Below are 17,951 nucleotides of genomic sequence, written 5' to 3' on the forward strand. Positions count from 1 at the left end.
TTCGAGAATTCCTCGTCGTTTCCGGAGGAGAACGAGTCCGTTCGCGCGTCGTCGGACGTGCACCAAGGAGTGTCGCATGTCAAAGAGCAGCGTTGCTCGAAAAGTGAGCCTTGCGTGTCAGGCCCTGGTCATCGTCCTGGCATCGGTGGCCATGCCCGGCGTGGCGGGCGCCTCGCCAGGCGCTCCCGGCCCCGATCCAGGCGGCTACGCCGACTACTGCAGGGACCAGTGCCACGACATTCTGCCGCCCGGGCAGGGCAGCAATCTGTCGAGGTCCGAAGTGCTTCAGCAGTTCGCGAAGACCAGGTCGTTCTCCTTCGAAGTGCCGCACGGACGCGATCAGGTGGCAGCCTACGATTCGCTGCGGACGAACTATCAGAACCTGACGAACGAGAAGATCGGCGAGTTCATGAACTCCTCGTCGTTCGCCGTGCCGCAAGGCGGTACCGGGCCGGTTCCGGTTCCCGGCCGCGACGACGTGACCATTTCCCGGGATGCTCGCGGAGTCCCGTACATCAAGGGAACGACCCGGGACGGCACGACGTACGGCTCCGGCTACGCGGCAGGCCAGGACCGCCTCTTCATGATGGACCTGCTGCGCAACATGGTGAACGGTTCCGCGGTGCAGTTCGCCGGGAGCGTCGCGGGGGACTTCCAGAAAGAATTGTGGCCGAAGATCGCGGAGACCGTCGAAGACCGGGACCGGCAGATTGAGCAGCTTCGCAATAGCGGGCCGGACGGCGTGAAGATTGTGCGCGACCTCCAAAACTACGTGGACGGGATCAACCGGTACATCAAGGACGCCAGCGGGAGCAGCTCATACCTCAAGAACCTTTCCACGGCGAAAGACTTGTCCGCTGGGGACAGGGCATTCATTGATTCGCTCAAGCTGGATCTTCCCGCCGACTACTGGGGAAAGCTCTTGGAGCCGGGCACCGCGGTCGTGGGCGAGCTTTCGAAGCTGCTGCAGGGGAATTTTTCTTCCATCGACCTCGGCAAGCTGATCGCCAATGCTCCTAAACTGCTCGAGGTCTTGCATGCGCCGGAAATCAAGCCGTTCTCGCTGAACGACGTGGTCGGAGCGGCGACCTTGCTGGGCGGGCAGTTCGGCGCCGCGGGCGGCGGGCAGGCGCTCGCGGCGGTCGCGAAGGTGGCGGCGGAGCTGAAGTACGGCAAGGAACAGGGCAGCAAGGTGTGGGACTCGCTGCGGTCGGCGGACGATCCGGAAACGACCGTGACGCAGCGCGGTGCCGCGAAGGTCCCCTACGGGGCCAGCCCGAAGGACCCGCAGCACGTGGCGATGCCTGACCCGGGGTCGCTGACAGAAGAGCCGGTGGAGGCCGGTTCGGGCGGTTCGGCGAGCGCGGGTGCGCCAACCGAGGGAACGTCTTCGTCCCCGGAGGCGCTGCCGAGGAACTATCTCGGCCGGGCAAAGGGAATGTCGAACGCCCTGGTGGTTTCGGGAGCGCATACGAAGAGCGGGAGCCCGATCGCCATGTTCGGGCCGCAGACGGGTTATTTCGCTCCGGAGATCCTGATGCTCCAGGACATTCAAGGGCCGGGGATCAGCGCGCACGGGGTCATGTTCCCGGGGACCGGTCCTTACGTGCTGATCGGTCGTGGCCCGGACTACTCGTGGAGCGCGACGTCGGCGCATCAAAGCATCATCGACACGTACACGGTGAAGCTCTGCAACGTTGACGGCCGCCCGGCCGGCAAGGAATCCGACGGCTACCTGGACGGCGGCAAGTGCGAGAAGCTGGATCCGGTGGAGAGCGCGGACGGGTTGCGGGTGTTGCGGACGAAATACGGCATCGTGCGGCAGCGGGCCACCGTCGAGGGGGTTCCGGTCGCCTACACGGAGCTGCGGTCCACCTACCGCAACGAAATGCAGGTGGCGTTGGGGTTCATGAGGTTCAACGACCCGGAGCAGATGAAGGGGCCTGAGGACTTCCAGAAGGCGGCCTCGGAGATCGGATTCACCTTCAACTGGTTCTACGCTGACTCGAAGCACACGGCGTACTACAACTCCGGTCTCCAGCCGGTCCGGGCGGCGAACGTCGACCCGAACCTCCCGATCTGGGCGAATCCGGAGACCGAATGGCGGAACTGGGACCCGAAGACCAATGTGGTGCAGGGCATGCCGGGCGAGCAGCATCCGGCCTCGATCGACCAGGACTATTACGTCAGCTGGAACAACAAGTCCGCGGAAGGCCAGGTGGACGGAAGTTTCGGCGACGGATCCGTGCATCGCGCGGACCTGCTGGACCGGCGAGTGAAGGACCTGATCGCGAACGGGAAGAAAATCGACCGGGCCGACCTCGCGAAGACCATGGAGGACGCGGCGGTCGCGGACCTGCGGGGCGAGATGATCCTCCCGAACCTCTTGCAGGTGCTCGACAGCGGCTCGGGCGGCGTCGATCCGGCGGTCAAGAAGGGCCTTGAGGACTTGCGAAGGTGGAAGGAGCACGGCGCCAAGCGGAACACGATGCCGGGGGCCAAGATTTACATCGACGACCGCGCCATCAAGATCATGGACGCGTGGTGGCCGCGGCTGGTGGATGCGATGTTCCGGCCGGGCATGGGCGACCAACTGTACGCTGCCACGGAGCGGAACTTGCAGGTCGACGAGGCGCCCTCGACGCCCACTCCGGGTGGGAAGACGGCTCCGCACCGAGGATCCGCGTTCGAATACGGCTGGTGGTCCTATGTGGACAAGGACCTGCGGGCCACGCTGGGACAGCAGGTGAACGGTCCGATGCCGACCCGCTTCTGCGGAACGCTGGAAGACTGCCGCGGCACCCTGCTGCGCACGCTCAAGGAAGCCGTCGACACGCCGAGTTCAGAGGTCTACCCGGGCGACGACGAGTGCAAGGCCGGCGACGCGTGGTGCGCTGACAAGATCCGGTTCACGCCCATGGGCGCGGCGTTGGCGCCCAGCATCGGATGGCAGAACCGTCCGACGTATCAACAGCTGGTGGAGTTCCCGAAACACCGCTGATCACCAGCGGGGCCGGGGTTGACGAGCCGCCGTGGAGGCGAGGCGAAAGCCTCTCCGCCACGGCGGCTCGCGTTGCTGAAGCGCGCCCGCGCGAAAGTGAGACTGACCGCATGAAAAATTGCACAGCGGGTCAGTGATATTTCATTGTCGAAAGCCGCATCAGCGCGAGTTAACGTGGATCGAGGAGACGTTACGCGGACCCATCGAGGGGATTCGTAATTAACGCTCAACGCTTGGCTGGAATGGCGGGGAGTAGGCGGCGATGTGGCCTGATGGGAAACGCGGAACGCGTTCGGCTCGAGGGCGGACTGCGGCTGCCCTCGCTGGCGGCGTCCTGGCGATCCTGCCAGGGGTCGCGGCCAGCGGGCCGAGTTCGCCGGTCGCGCTCACCCGGCCTGGAGCTCAGCAGCTCCCCGCGCCGGCGGGCCCTCGTGCCGAAGTCCCGCCGATGTCGGTCGACGGACGTCTGCCGCAGCTGCCCGAGATACCCGAGCCGCCCGAGCCGCGCGCCGATTCCGGCTCAGCCGGAGCGTCCGGCCCGCTGGGAATTCCCGCCAGCATGCTCAAGGCATACCGGAACGCGGCCGCCCTCATGGGCAAGCAACAGCCGGGCTGTCGCGTCGACTGGGCACTGCTCGCCAGCGTTGGCCGCATCGAGTCGAACCACGCGCGCGGCGGCTACGTCGACGAGAAGGGGAACACCCTCGAGCGCATCCTGGGCCCGGCGCTCAACGGGACGGGCGGATTCGCGGCGATCCGCTCCTCCGACGGCGGCGTGTTCACCGGCGACCCGGTGTGGGATCACGCCGTCGGCGCGATGCAGTTCATCACCGGCACCTGGCGCCAGTACGCTTCCGACGGCAACGGCGACGGGGTTTCCGACCCGAACAACGTTTACGACGAAACTCTCGCCGCGGGCCGCTACCTCTGCTCGGGCGGTCTTGACCTTTCCTCGGACGGCGGCCAGCGGGTCGCCGTGCGCCGGTACAACAACTCGCAATCCTATGTGGACACTGTAATGGCCTGGGCGGTCCGCTACCGCGGCGGAGCCGCGGAACTGCCCGACGCCGACGCGCCGATCGGTGTTCCGCCGGGGAAACCGGCCGAGAGCACGCCGAGCGCGGTACCGGTCCCGCAAGCGCCCGCGGCACCGACCTCCGCGGCTCCCGACAGCACGGGGCCTGCGAACTCGAACTCGCCGAGCAGCGGCGCACCCGCCAGCGGGGAGTTGCCCGCCACCTCGACGAAGCCGGAACCGACGACTCCGCCGGCCAGCACGACCGGCACCCCGCCGACCTCGGCCAGCACGACGCCCCCGAGGTGCGAAACGCCGAGTCCGGACGAAGTTCCGTCGACGCTTGACGAAAAGGCGTCGCGGTCTCCGGAGTCATCGACGCGAGAAAGCCGCCGCAGCGGAGAGAAGTCCCCCGGCGACGGAGTTGGCGGCGAATGCGGGCCAAGCACCGAAACGTCGGCGGCCAGTTCAGCGAGTTCTCCGGCCAGCGGTTCGGGGCACGAGCCGCGATAGTCCGCTTTCGCTGCTGGCGCGGTCGTTCCCGTTCCGCGCTCTGACCGTCCTGGACGGAATCGGCTCGTGGACATTATTTTTCTCATGACTTTCGTGGGAACGCTTGACCATTCGCTCGCGTTCCGGCAAAGGGGAACCCGGCGGTCCGATTCAATACTAAAGTTCTGCCTCGATGCTGGGGTTTTTAGTTCGCGTACCTGTTCTCTCGGCGGATATTGACTTACGTTCGCAGCTTCGCACTGATGAACCGGAGGAGAGGTACCTCGTGTCACTACGCCCCCGAACTCTCAGCAGGACCTTTGTCGCAGTCGGTGTTCTCGTAGCGGCTGCGGCCGGTACGGCCGTCCCGGCGGAAGCGGCCGCGCCGAATCCGGCGAAGCCTTCTTCGGTAGAGAAGGACATCGCACAGTTGGAGCGGGAATTCCAGGATCTCGTGCAGGAGCCGGGAGTCGCCAGCGTGCTGCGCGACAGCAAGCCGCTGATCGAGTCGCCGATTTTCGGGTCCGGCCGGAAAGCCGAAGGCGAGCCGGGCGCCATTCCGGGTTGCACCCCCGGGGCGCTGATTTCCGAGTTCGAAAAGCTCCAAGCATCGCTCACGGATGTGGAAAGGCGAGCGGCGTCCGTGGTCGACAGCCTCAACAACCTGTACGCGTCGGTTGTCGCGAACGACAAGAGCCCGCAGGTCTTCGGCACCGACGGCCAGTACACGCCCCGCGCCACTGCCGCGATCGACAAGCTGCGCGGGTTCTGGGACATCGAGAGCTGGAACATTCAGCTGGTGGCGTATAAGGGCACGGACGCGGCCAGCCCGGAGAAAATGAAGGAGACGTTCGCGCGCGGCTTCGCCCCGGAGCGGGCCGCGGCGGCGGGCGCGCTGGCGAGCAAGGTCGTGCACGAGGTGCCGGCCTTGCAGGGCGGACGGAACCCATTGCTTTCGGGCAACGCGTTCGCGGCTCCGCCTGACAGCGCGGGCGGCAAGCGCATCCTGCTGGGCGACGGCCTGCTCGACCTGGTCGGCCAGGACGGCTTCGGCGATGTGTCGGTGGAAGGGATCTTGGGACACGAGTACGGGCACCACGTCGATTTCGCGCACGACAACTCGCCGAGCGACGAGTCCGGGGAAATGGGTCCGGACGCCTACGCGGGCTATTTCCTCGCGCATGCGAAGGGCGCGGCGTGGGATGCCCGCGCGCAGCAGGAGTTCGCCTACCTGAGTGCTTCCATCGGCGACTGCGAGCACAGCCACGGCACTCCCGCCCAGCGCAAAGCCGCGGGTACGTGGGGCGAGCAGCAAGCCCTCAAGCAGGACAACCCGAACAAGATCGTTCCGTCCGCCACGGTGATCGAGAAGTTCCAGAAGGAATACCCGAAGCTGATGAAGTCGCAGGCCTAGGCGCTCGTCGCCGCACGTTGACCTGACCGTGGGCCGTCGCGGTCCTCTCGAGACGACCCACGGACTCAGGGCACCGACGTTTCCACCACGATCAGGAGTGTCATGACAGCACCGCAACGCTGGCGTCGTCCGGCAGTTACCGTCGCCGCCACCCTCACCGCATTGACGTTCGGCGCCACCGTCGCCTCGGCCGGCCAGGACAGGCCGGCCCCGGGCGCGGACGGGGCCGGGGACAGCTACTACCCGCAGGACGGCAACGGCGGGTACGACGTGTCCGACTACGACCTCAAGGTCGCCTACGCGCCGGACAGCCGCCAGCTCACCGGCCTGCAGACAGTCAACGCACGGGCGACCCAATCGCTCAGTTCGTTCAACCTCGACTTGCGCGGCCTCACCGTCGACTCGGTCAAGGTCAACGGCCTTCCCGCCCAGTTCAGCCGCACTGGCGACCACGAACTCGTGATCACGCCGCGCAACTCGCTCGCGCGCGGGCTGCGCTTCAGCGCCGAGATCGCCTACCACGGCGTCCCGGAGGCGATACCGGGTGCTATCGGCGAGGACGGCTCGAACGGCTGGCAGCACACCAGGTCCGGCGGAGCGTTCGCGGCAGGCCAGCCGCAGTCGGCCATGACCTGGTACCCGGCCAACGAGACTCCCCGCGACAAGGCCCGGTTCCGGTTGGCCGTCACGGTTCCGGACGAGTGGAAGGCGATTTCCAACGGCCGCGAGGCGGGAACGTTCAAGACCGCTGGGGGCACCACGCACGTGTGGTCCGAGGACACTCCGGCCGCGCCCTACATGACCACGCTCGCGATCGACAAGTGGACCTTGAACAAGCGTCAGCGCGCGGACGGCACCCCGATCGTCAGCGCGTACGCCCCGGGTATCCCGGACACCACCAAGCAGGCCGACGCGAGGCTGCCGGAGATCCTCGACTTCCTGGAGTCGAAGTTCGGGAAGTACCCGGCCAGCGCCGCGGGCGGCATCTACCTGAACGAGCAGATCCCCTACTCGCTCGAGACCATGAGCCGTCCGATCTACTCCGGCGGCGCGGGCGACATCGGCACGATCGTGCACGAGAACGCGCACCAGTGGTACGGCGACTCGGTGGCCGTCGACAAGTGGAAGGACATCTGCCTCAACGAATGCTTCGCGTCGTATGCGACCTGGCAGTGGGAGCAGGCGAAGGACGGCGTGGACCTCGACGCCAGGTACTTCGACGAAATCGCCGCGAACGGTGAAAAGTTCTGGGCGGGCAAGCTCTACGACATGGGCCCGGGCAACGAATTCACCGACGTGTACTTCAAGGGCCCGGTCATGCTGCACGCACTGAGCAAGTATGTGGGGCAGGAGGCGTTCGACCGCGTGCTCAAGACTTGGCCCGCACTGCATCGCGACGGAAACGTGAACATGCAGGAGTTCCAGCGCTACGTCGAAGAGGTGTCGCACAAGGATCTGCAGGGCTTTTTCGATGCCTGGATCTACCGCAATGGCAAGCCGGCCCCGGAGTACCTCTATCCAGGCGACCTCAAACCAGTGCCAGTAGTAGCTTCGCCGGCAAAGGGCGCGTCGGTGCGGCCCGGCGCCGCGGTGAGCGGCACCGCCGCGCCGGGCCAGCGGGTGAGCGTGACCGTTGACGGTGCCGCCGTTGCTGAAACGGGAGCGTCGAAGGACGGTGCCTGGCGCACGACGCTGCCGGTGAACCTGGCACCCGGGCAGCACACCCTGACCGCCGCGTCCGCCGGACAGAAGCGTCAGTCCGCGCCGGTCCCCTTCACTCTGACGCCGGCAGGGGAGTCGGCACTGCACACCGAGCAGACCTTCGTCCCGGAGGCGCGAGCCGGCGCGAACACCGTCCTGACCGTGTCGTTCGCCGCCCCCAAGGGCATGCCCGTGTCCACCACGGCCGAACAGCGATTCGTCGCACCCACCGGCTTCCGGTTCACCGGCCTGGCGACCCACGTCGCCGACACCGGCGGCCCGGGACGCGATCTCCGCACCCGGATCGAGGACGACGGCCGAATCCTCGTCGTGCTCGACCCGATCCAGCTCAACCTTCCCGGATCCCCGCGGGCGCCGACCACCGCACCCTGCAGATGACCGTCACCGCGGACAAGAGCGCCATCGGCCCGCACACCGACGGACAGCTCACCATCGGCACCCAACCCGCGGTCCCCCTTTCCGGGACAATTCGTGCCGCCTGAGCGCTCGGGACGGAAATCCGCAACCCGGCATGAATTTCTCAACCATCCTTCCGCGCGGCAGGATTAAAAGGGTTCTGCGAGGTATTATGCGACACCTTGGAAATGTCGGGGTTTTGGCTGAAAATGTTCGCGGATATGCTGCGCGCGAAGGTATTTCGGGTTAGACGGGCAGTGCTTCGCGATGGGCTGTTCCCTTCCAGTGCAGTCCATGGCGGGGCTTCTTCCCCTCCGGTTGGCGGTTCAGGGACTCCGCCGACCGGAGGGGATTCCGCTTTCCCTGAGTCCCGAGTTCGTCCGGAGGGTGAATCCAGCGGGATTCGATTCACGGTGCGCGAACTGCCTTCGAATCTATGTGCTGCTCAGCCGAGTGAACTGAATTATTCCCGTAGTCAACGGGAATAATTGTATCCCTCAAAGGGGCCGAGCGATATTCTTGCCGATTCAGCGTCGCCAGTGGAGCAACTGGGCCGGAACGGCCAAGGCCACCCCGCAACGGGTGCACCGGCCGCGCAGCGCGGCCGAGATCGCCGAGGTCGTGGCCGGGGTCGCCGAGGCGGGGCACCGCGTCCGCGCGCTCGGCAGCGGGCATTCGTTCACCGCGATCGCCGCCGCCGATTCCGACGCGCTCGACCTCGCCGCCTGGACCGGCATCGAACGCGCCGACCTCGAAACGCAGCAGGTCACGGTCCGTTCCGGCACCACTCTCCGCACTCTCAACGCGGCGCTGGACGCGCTCGGGCTCGCGATGACGAACCTCGGCGACATCGACGCACAGACGATCGCCGGCGCGATTTCCACCGGCACGCACGGCACCGGTGCGCGGTTCGGCGGAATCTCGACGCAGATCGTCGCGCTGGAACTGGTGCTCGCGGACGGTTCGGTGGCCCGCTGCTCGGCCGACGAGCGGCCGGAGTTGTTCCACGCCGCCCGCGTCGGCCTTGGCGCGCTGGGCGTCATCAGCACCGTGACCCTCCAATGCGAACCGTCCTTTGTGCTCTCCGCGCAAGAACGTCCGGAGCCGCTGGAGCAGGTTCTCGAGGGTTTCGACGACAACGCGGCGAACAACGACCACTTCGAGTTCTACTGGTTTCCCTACGGAGCCAAGGCATTGGTGAAGCGCAACAACCGGCTGCCGGTGGACGCCGAGCGGAAACCGTTGTCCCGCCTCAAGCAGTTCGTCGACTACGAGCTCACCGAGAACGTCGCGTTCGGCGGGCTCTGCCGGCTCGGCCGTGCGGTGCCGAAGCTGGTGCGGCCGCTGGGCGCGTTCGCCTCGCAGGTGTCGTCGCCTCGGGAGTACAGCGATCTTTCGCACCGCGTTTTCGTGACCCATCGCGGCGTGCGGTTCGTGGAGTCGGAGTACGCGGTCCCGCGCGAATCAGTGCTTGATGTGCTGGCCGAACTGCGGACAGTGGTGCCGCGGCTGAAAGACCCGGTGGCGTTCCCGGTCGAGGTGCGCGTGGCCGCGGCGGACGACATCTGGCTGTCCACCGCGAACGGCCGCGATTCCGCGTACATCGCGATCCACCAGTTCCTCGGCATGCCCTATCGCGAGTACTTCTCCGCGTTCGAGAACGTCGTCGGCCAGGTCGGCGGACGGCCGCACTGGGGCAAGATGCACGACCTCGACGCGTCCGTGCTGCGCACCCGCTATCCGCACTTCGACGATTTCCTGCGGATCCGCAAGGAATGCGACCCGGCCGGGACGTTCGCCAACACCTACCTCGACCGGGTCCTCGGCAGCGCCTGATCAGTTCGGCTCGAACAGCGAGGGCGGGAAGACCGCGCTGCCGCGACCGCGCGAAATGACGCGCCTGAGCGGGCATTCGGTGGCCCACCTGCCTGAGAATAGCCCCCTTTTCGGGGCATTTCTGGTACCCGAACCCAACGGTTTCGAGCGTTGACGCGTCGTTGCCGGTACGAAGGTGGCTAGGCCCTTCGGGAAACGCGAGGAGATTGCGATGGCGGCAAAGCGGACTAAGTGGACCGTGGCGCTAGGGGTGGCCGCGTGCGCGATCGGGCTCGCTCCGGCCGCATCGGCTCAGTCGGCGAGCACGACCGCGAGGCCCGTGTTTCCCGTCCCCGTCGAGCCGGGGCACCGTTTTATCGTGGTCGCGTTCTCCTGCGGGCCGGGCGGGGGGACAGTCGTCTCACCGGTCACTGGCGCGATCAAACTCGCCGAGTACCGTGGTCCGATCAAGAACGTCGCCTGCGGCGAAGGCGCGATCAGCGCCGATGCCAAGCCTGGTACCTACGCCATGAGCGCGAGCTGCGGCAAGGAGCGCACCGACCCGTTGACGGTCGAGGCGAGGGCGAGCGACGCACCCTCTTAGAACGCAGCCAGGAGCCACTTCGCCGCCTCATTTCGGCAGACGTGAATTATTCCCGTAGTCAGCAGGAATAATTACATTGCTTAAAGAGTGAATCCGAAGCATGTCCTTGACAGTTCAGAGTCTCGGGCGAAAGAATTGCTTCTGAATCTGAGGGTCGACTTCGTGCCGCGGGTGAACGTGCTTCGACAACGACGTTAGGGCTGGTTTCGGATGGGAATCAAACGGATCGTCGCGTTGTCCACGACGGCAGGGGCAGTAGGCTTCGCGGGCATATTTGGAACGGCCGGCCTGGCCAGCACTGCCGAACAAGGTCCCACCTCGTACGCTTACCTCGCCGGGCTGGACGGGCTGGTCGCCGTCCATCTCCACGCGCCTGTCGGGTCGGCGGCGTCGCCGGTGGCGCCGGCGACTGATTCCGACGCCACCGCCTCGGAGAGCGAGGTGCTGGGCGCCAGCGAGTTCAAGCTCGGCTTGGCGGACGGCAGTCTCGAAAAGCTCAAGGCGACCACGACCGCGGACCCAGCCGCGGGCAGGTCGGCAGCGCAGATCTCCGGTGCGGGCGTCAAGGTCACCCTGAAGCTGACTCTCCGCCAGGTGGTCAATCTGGTCGACGCACACGTCGTCAATTCCGACTTCCCTAAGCTGATGGATCGGCTGGATGTCATTTCCGACCTCCCAGTTGTTACGGCCACTCTGTACGTCACGGGGCTCAATGAGAGCTGTCAGGCCGGTCCGGCCGGGGCGACCGCAGGCGGGTCTTTGGCGGAGGGCAGGTTCGAGGCAGATCTGCCATTCGGCGCGAAGATCGACCAGTCGGTCGATGTGAAGCGGTTCGAGGGGAGCGGGTACGACTTCGGCAGGGGGCTGACCCTGAGCACGAAGGTGGTACAGAAACTGCCGGACGGCGGTGTCTCGTTCGACGCGGTTTCGGTCGGCACAGGGGACCAGAAGGTCAACCTCGGGCACGTCGAATGCCACCCGGGCGCGGCCGAGGCGAACGCCGGGTAGCCCCCCGCGGCAGCATGAGCGTGAGAGCGGCAGCGGACACTTCCAGCCCCGGATTCGTGATGAAATCATGCTGTTTCCCATCGCTTTTCCTCGATGGTCGTGAATCAGTGACTCGATGCGGCGCGAATGCCTGACATGTTGTGAACTCAAGCTGGCAAAGCATGCGCCGTCGTCGTTTGAGGAGCATTCCGTGTCCATCCCTTCCCCTCGATCGGAGCCATCGGACGGTTCGCCAGGCCACGCTGACCGCAGGCCTGCGCCGCACGATCGGCGGAATCCGCGAAGCAGTACGCCTCGGCATGCCGCGCATGATCAGCGGCACGACCTACCCGAGCCACAGGTACCCGCGCTCGTGCCGGAACGATCTGCGCCGAGGAGCCTGCGATGGGTGTCGTGGCTGCTCGGCCTGGGCGCGGCCTTGGTCGTCGGCATCGTGGTCGGTTCCGCGAATGTCGTTGGCCCCGGAGCATGCGGTCCCGGCACGGACCAGGCGATCAGCAAGGTTTCCGGCTCGCCGCCCGCGAGCAGAGGAGCGGCCGCCGGATCGCCGGACGACGCATTACGGCGTGGTTCACCCTGAAACCGCCTTGGCCGCTGTCCGCTCGATGACAACGCCGAGACCCGCGTTCTGTGAGGGCGGCGGATATGCCGATGTCGTTTCGAAGCCGTAATTGAACAATTCATTCCCATGATGTGACCGGTTGCAGTAGCGCGGCGGCCGTCCCCAAATTAGCTTGGTCAATTCATGCGGTCATGCGATTGTGCTGCCTTGATGCGGCACCGCGCGCTCAGCTTCCGCGGGAGGGTTCATGGGGCCGTTGTGGTCTACCGGTCAGCAGTGGTCGCTGCTGGCCCCGGTTCTGGTCGCGCTCGTGCTGAGCACTTTGATCGGACTGGAACGGGAATTGAGCATGAAGTCCGCGGGGCTGCGGACGCACGCGCTGGTCGGAGTCGGGTCAGCGGTGTTCATGCTGGTGTCCAAGTACGGCTTCGACGACTTCCTGGCCAACCCGCACGTCTCGCTTGACCCGTCGCGAGTCGCCGCGCAGGTCGTTTCGGGCGTGGGATTCCTCGGCGGCGGCTTGATCTTCATTCGCAGCAACGCGGTGCAGGGACTGACGACGGCGGCGACGGTCTGGGTCACCGCGGCGATCGGAATGGCGTGCGGAGCGGGGCTCCCTGTGCTCGCCGCCGCAGGGACCGCCGGGTTCTTCCTGGCGACCCGGGGGCTGTCGCGTCTCGCGATATTCGCCGCGAGACATCGGCGCGAACCGCCGATCCTGCAGCTGGGCTACGACGACGGCCAAGGGGTCCTGCGGGCCGCTCTCGCAGCCTGCACCAGCCGGGGCTGGACAGTGCGGGAGATCGTGGTCGAGCCGGAGACAGTGCACGACGATGGACGGAAGGCCACTGCAGTCGCGCTGCGTCTCGACGGACGGGGCGACCTGTTCGAGTTGACCGCGGAGTTGTCGGAAATCCCCGGAGTCCGCAGCGCGGTGGCCGGACGGGCCCGCCGGATCGAGGGGTGAGGTCTCTCCTGGCCCGCCGTGCGGTGGTCGGGCCGGACTCCGACTTCGGCGAGGCAGCGCACCCCGGTGGTCCTGGACCCGTTGGCGCGCTACCGCAACCGGCTGGCGCTGGTCGCCTCTCGGGCCGCGGCCACGTCGAACGGTTCCTGGCCGCATGTCCACGAGGCCGCCGACGAACACCCGGCCTTGCCGCCAAATATGGCGTGCGAACCTATCCGACTACCGTGGTCGTCAGCAAGGGCGTCGAGATCAGCGGGTTCGACGGGCGTGGAGGAATTCCGCGAACGAGTTCCTGGCCAGCGTGAACGAGGTCGTCGGCCGTGCGCGTGCGGCAAACCGCGAACGGCAGCAGCGGAAAAAGCCACCCAGCGCGCCGACAAATCGGCAGGTGCGGTCCAACAGGACACCTGCGGTTCGGCTGGCAACATCGTGCAGCCAGCGAGCAACGGCAGCTGGCGCGACGGTTCCGGCAGCGATAGACCGTGATCGCGCTGACACCAGCGTGCGCGGCGGGAGCCTCGGGTACTGGGCGAGCCAACCGAAGCGGTCCGATCAGGCGAACGCCCGCAACACGGTCTTCGCGGAGACGCACGGTGGTCCGTGGCGGGCCGAGTTTCTGTTGGTCGAGTCCGGAGTGGACTGGACTTGACCGTGCGGAACACCGTTTTGAGCAAACCGCGAGCCGCACGCGCAGTACCCGCGGTGCCGATCTTCCCGCGCGGACGGCGCTCGGTTCCCGCCCGCGCCGGATTCTCGCTTCGCAGCCGACTTGTCCTGGCGACGGCCGCTAGTAGGTCCACATCCAGCCGAGGGAGCTGCTGGTGGATCTGGTGCCTGCCAGCAGCAACAGCGGCCTGCTCTTGTCGACCGCCGCGTTCTCGACCTGTCCGGTGTACTTGCTGCTGGCCGCGTGGGCGATCGGCAAGGCCGTGATCTCCGCGCAGCTGCTGGCATCCACGGTGTGGGCGACGTCGCCTGTACCGCTGGTCTGGAACGATCCCCAGTTCAGCAACGCGCTGATGCCGCTGAGGTCGCCTGGATTCTGCGGACTGTGCGTCCAGTCCGTCAGGTCCAGGACTACGACGTGCCTGCTGGCCGTTCGCCGGCCGGTCGGACCGCATTTCGGATGGACCTTGATCTTGGTGATCGAGAAGTCGAACAGTGCGCTGCCTTCCGGGTTGGCACTCCATTGTTGAGGATCAATGGTGCTCAGTCTGCAAACATATAATCCGACATGAATTATTCACTCGTTCCCGGCAGTGTATTTCAACGGGCGTCGTCGCCTACAATGCGGCACGTCAAAAATCGGCTTCTGGGCTGAAGAGAATTCGCTCTATGGCGCGCACGGCGGCATTTCCGGTTAAGCTGTCGGCGCTTCGCTGGCGATGCTTCCTTTAGGCATGATCCCCATGCGAGGTTTACTCCCCTCCGATCGGCGGTTAAGGTACTACGCCGCCGGAGGGGGAGGTAGTCCGGGACTTGGCGGATTCGTCGAAAGGCGGAGATAATTGCCGATTGCAGCCGGTGTCCGACTGAAGGCGGACAGGGAAGCCAAGCCTGCGGCGGAAAGTTCGCCAATGGAAAGAATGGGAATCAGCGCGGCTTGCCGTCAATCCTGCGGGCTCTGGAGGGGCGGATCACGGTTGAGATCACGGGTCGAAACGCACTTGTCACGTTCCATCGCGGCGGAGAGACTATGTATTCACCTGGACGATCACGTACGTGCGAGACGGGGTAACTCTAACGGCTCAGCACACAGTGATCCAGAACGCCTCCTATTCGATGGCTCAGCACCGCGGCGGCTGACAGCACGCACTGGGCAACGGGTTCCGGAGAGGTCACCGGTTCGGCGATCACGGCGCCGGTGATCTGGCGGGCCTGGGATCAACGGGCTCGTGCTCGATGCGGGCACCGTCTTGACGGCAGGTGGGGCCGCCAAACAGACGATCGCCACTGCGGCGGGCTCCTGCCCGGGCGCGCCAACGCGGTCGGCTCGAGACCCATGCGGCTGTTCATCCGGCCGCGCGTTCGCCGGTGAGTGCGGAGAGCAAATCGTCGGCGGTGATGACCTCGGCCAGGAGGTTGAGCGACTCCAGCGACGCCTGGTGCGCGGCTTCGGATCCGGCGGAGCAGGCATCGGAAAGCACGATGGTGCGGTAGCCCAGTTCCGAGGCGATTCGTGCGGTGCCTTCGACCGAGATGTTGGTGGCCACGCCGACGAACGCGACGGTGTCGATTCCGCCGGCACGCAGGACCACATCCAGTGCGCTGGCGTGGAAACCAGTGATCCGCGTGTGGGTCACGATCGTGTCGGTGTCTGCTGGGGCGGCCGATTCGACGAGTGCCGCGCCGGGCGTTCCGTCGAGGAGGCAGTTGTTCGCGGCGACCATGCCCAGGAGGGGTGAGTTCGCGACGAGGTCAGGATGTCCGGGCTTGAATGCGACGCGGGTGTAGATGATCTTCGCGCCAGCTTGGCGTGCTCCGGCCAAGACCCGAGCGGATGTGTCGAGCACGCCGGTGCGCTCGACTTCGGCGCGGAAGAACGGTGCGAAGGCACCGTCGGCGCCGACGATGTCGTGCTGCAGGTGGATCGCGATCAATGCGGTGCGCGTCGGGTCGATAGTGGGCATGGGGGAGGGTCCCTTCTGGTCGGGAACAGGTCAATGTGTGCGGCGAAGCCGTGCCGAGCTAACCATTCCAGCCGCGGTGGACGCCATGAGCCGACGCGGACCACGACGAAATCCGTCCCTGCGGCGGATCCGTTCACTGGTTGTCGATGCGGAAGACGTAGGCGTGCTGGCTGGTGGTGGCGCAGGCTGGGTCGGTGCCCGGGGTGGTGATGACGAGGCGGGGGCCGTCGCGGTGCCAGGCCAGCGGCCGTCCGTCGGAGCCGAGCAGCGTGATCCGCGTCCGCTCGCTGGTCGGGACGTCGAAGTCGGCGACGAGTTCGCGGCCAGGCCAGGACAGCGCGGTCAGGTAGAGCACACCGGTGGTCTTGCTTGCCGTGCATCGAAGCTTTCCCGTCGTAGGCTGGGTCCACGGTCTCGTGCCGTAGATTGCCTCGCCGTTGAGTTTCAGCCACGCGCCGATGCCGCGCAGCCGCTCGCGCATCGGTTCGGGGATGGTGCCGTCTGCGCGTGGGCCGATGTTGAGCAACAGGTTCGCGTTGGCCGCGACGGAATTGACGAGCAGGTGCACCAGTTCGCTGGTGCCGCGCAGGGAGTCCGCGGTTTCGCGGCTGTCGTAGCCCCAGGATTCCGCCATCGTGCGGCACACTTCGGAGCGTTCGCCGGTGGGCTGCTGGTTCATGCCGGCGCCCTGCTCGACGGTGGTGTAGTCGCGGTGGGTGCGGCCGTCGCCGAATCGGTCGTTGACCAGGACGCCGTCCGGATTCGCGGCGGCTGCCCGGTTGTAGTAATACGCGATGGTTTCGTTGCTGCGGAAGTACTTCTCGTCGCCGCCGATGTCGCACCAGATCATCGACGGGCGGTACCGGTCGACGAGTTCGCGCAGCTGGGGACGGACGATGCTCTCGGCGTAGTCGTAGACCATTCCTTGGCCGGTGTACGGGACGCGACGGCGCGTGTAGGCATTGCGCGGCGGCCGTTGGGGGAACATCAGCCGGTTGACCAGCGCGCTCTCGCCCCAGCTCGACCTGCCGCCTCGGTAGGGCGCGGGGTTGAACCATTCCGGCACGGAGTAGTACAGCCCCGGTTTGACGCCGCCGTGGTTGCGGGCCGCGTCGACCAGTTCGCCGACCAGGTCGCGTCGCGGCCCCAACTCGGCCGTATTGCGGCCCGTGGTGGCGGTCGGCCACAGGGCGAGCCCGTCGTGGTGTTTGGCGGTCAGCACGAAATAGCGTGCGCCGGCGTCGTCGAACAGGCTCACCCAGTCGTCGGGGTCGAATCGTTCCGCGCCGAATTGCTCGATGAAATGGTCGTAGGGCGCGGCCGGGCCGTAGCGGCGCAGGTGGTGCAGCCAGGCCGAGGTGCCCGGGATCTGCTGCAGGCGCGCGTACCACTCGCCCGCGCAGTACTCCCCGAGCGTCTTCGGCAGCCGGGAGCGAATTCGGTCCGTGCCCGGTAGCAACGTGGAACCGAACGCGGGCACCGAATACGCGCCCCAATGCACGAAAATGCCGAACTTGCCGTCGTCCCACCACTCGGGCAGCGGATGGCGGGCCAGCGACTCCCGCGTCGGTTCGTACGCTGGCCGCTCCCCAGTGTGCGAGCTGTCTCTGCCGAGTGGCAGCTCCACTGGGTCACCTGTCATCGTGATCCCCGGCCTTTCGTTCGCATCCCGGACGCGTCGGAACTTTCGCGGGGAAGCTGGAACTTCCGCGAGAGTTCCGAAACAGTATCATGAATATTTCCGATTCCCGGGATACGGACTTCGTGAGAATCGCCCGATTCCTGCGACTCGCATGCGAGTCTTGAGTAGTCGGTGCTGGTCCCCCCCAGCACCTCCGCGGTCGAGCGAACCAGCGCCCCCGCTGGGCTTTCTGGTGCAATGCGTGCCCGAGCGGGACCCTTAGGCGGCGCAATCCGGCCCAGACCGCTTGCCATCGGGGAACTTGAACTCCGCTGTGGGCCGTGGGGGAGGGGGTGAGAGTCCGCAGCGGAGTATGACCAGTGTAACCGCACGATGCCTGAACATCGATTTCGTGTCCAGTGCTAGTGGCGATTGGTGAAGAATTTATGTTCACTGCCCGGTTGTCGAACCGGCGCGCGGTGCGTGGTTGTGCAATCGCAGCGATTCGCCAGATCCTCTCGTCAAGGGCAAGGACGGAGGTGGAGGTCAAGAACCTCCCGACAGAAACGCGCTGGAACTAGCGAGCCTCTGACGGGCTGCGAGCCACGCCAGGCAGTCAACCGCGGACGGGTGCGCGTCGATCGCCATGCGGAATTCTGCCCTAATCACGAGTGGCAACCGCACCGGTTGTCAGTAGCGGATTT

10 protein-coding genes and 1 pseudogene are annotated in these 17,951 nt (G+C 66.2%); 8 read left to right on the forward strand and 3 right to left on the reverse strand.

Going from position 1 to position 17,951, the window contains the following annotated elements:
- Positions 1 to 76 precede the first annotated feature (76 nt).
- The 8 genes and pseudogenes from ATK30_RS31455 (at position 77) to ATK30_RS31490 (ending at position 12,996) form a co-directional block, all read left to right on the forward strand.
- Complete coding sequence (locus ATK30_RS31455; RefSeq protein WP_205670153.1) at positions 77 to 3,001, forward strand: penicillin acylase family protein; 2,925 nt, start codon at positions 77 to 79, stop codon at positions 2,999 to 3,001.
- 448 nt (positions 3,002 to 3,449) lie between these two features.
- Positions 3,450 to 4,529 (forward strand): lytic transglycosylase domain-containing protein, encoded by a 1,080-nt coding sequence (locus ATK30_RS31460; protein WP_101438556.1) that lies wholly within the window; start codon positions 3,450 to 3,452, stop codon positions 4,527 to 4,529.
- Between the two features lie 409 nt (positions 4,530 to 4,938).
- Positions 4,939 to 5,922 carry a hypothetical protein gene (locus ATK30_RS31465; protein ID WP_240690811.1) on the forward strand — a complete coding sequence of 328 codons (984 nt, stop codon included), beginning with the start codon at positions 4,939 to 4,941 and terminating at the stop codon, positions 5,920 to 5,922.
- A 102-nt stretch (positions 5,923 to 6,024) separates the two neighbouring features.
- Positions 6,025 to 7,458 (forward strand): annotated as a pseudogene (locus tag ATK30_RS31470) (M1 family metallopeptidase); the annotation flags it as partial.
- Between the two features lie 1,107 nt (positions 7,459 to 8,565).
- A complete protein-coding gene (locus tag ATK30_RS31475) occupies positions 8,566 to 9,876 on the forward strand; it encodes a D-arabinono-1,4-lactone oxidase (protein ID WP_101441172.1) in 1,311 nt (436 codons plus the stop codon).
- Positions 9,877 to 10,087: 211 nt separating this feature from the next.
- On the forward strand, positions 10,088 to 10,459 hold the full coding sequence (locus ATK30_RS31480; protein ID WP_101438558.1) for a hypothetical protein: 372 nt from the start codon (positions 10,088 to 10,090) through the stop codon (positions 10,457 to 10,459).
- 210 nt (positions 10,460 to 10,669) lie between these two features.
- Positions 10,670 to 11,467 (forward strand): hypothetical protein, encoded by a 798-nt coding sequence (locus ATK30_RS31485; RefSeq protein ID WP_101438559.1) that lies wholly within the window; start codon positions 10,670 to 10,672, stop codon positions 11,465 to 11,467.
- Between the two features lie 809 nt (positions 11,468 to 12,276).
- Positions 12,277 to 12,996 carry an MgtC/SapB family protein gene (locus ATK30_RS31490; protein ID WP_101438560.1) on the forward strand — a complete coding sequence of 240 codons (720 nt, stop codon included), beginning with the start codon at positions 12,277 to 12,279 and terminating at the stop codon, positions 12,994 to 12,996.
- A gap of 787 nt (positions 12,997 to 13,783) precedes the next feature.
- On the opposite strand, the gene ATK30_RS44820 is transcribed toward ATK30_RS31490, so the two are convergent.
- From ATK30_RS44820 to ATK30_RS31505, 3 genes are all read right to left on the reverse strand, one after another.
- Entirely contained in the window at positions 13,784 to 14,008 is a 225-nt protein-coding gene (locus ATK30_RS44820) for a hypothetical protein (RefSeq protein WP_134667128.1), read from the reverse strand.
- Between the two features lie 1,000 nt (positions 14,009 to 15,008).
- On the reverse strand, positions 15,009 to 15,626 hold the full coding sequence (locus ATK30_RS31500; protein WP_101438562.1) for a cysteine hydrolase family protein: 618 nt from the start codon (positions 15,624 to 15,626) through the stop codon (positions 15,009 to 15,011).
- 133 nt (positions 15,627 to 15,759) lie between these two features.
- Complete coding sequence (locus tag ATK30_RS31505; protein ID WP_158242527.1) at positions 15,760 to 17,253, reverse strand: alpha-L-fucosidase; 1,494 nt, start codon at positions 17,251 to 17,253, stop codon at positions 15,760 to 15,762.
- Positions 17,254 to 17,951 lie beyond the last annotated feature (698 nt).

Source organism: Amycolatopsis echigonensis, assembly GCF_002846615.1.
In the GTDB taxonomy this organism is placed as follows: Bacteria; Actinomycetota; Actinomycetes; order Mycobacteriales; family Pseudonocardiaceae; genus Amycolatopsis; species Amycolatopsis echigonensis.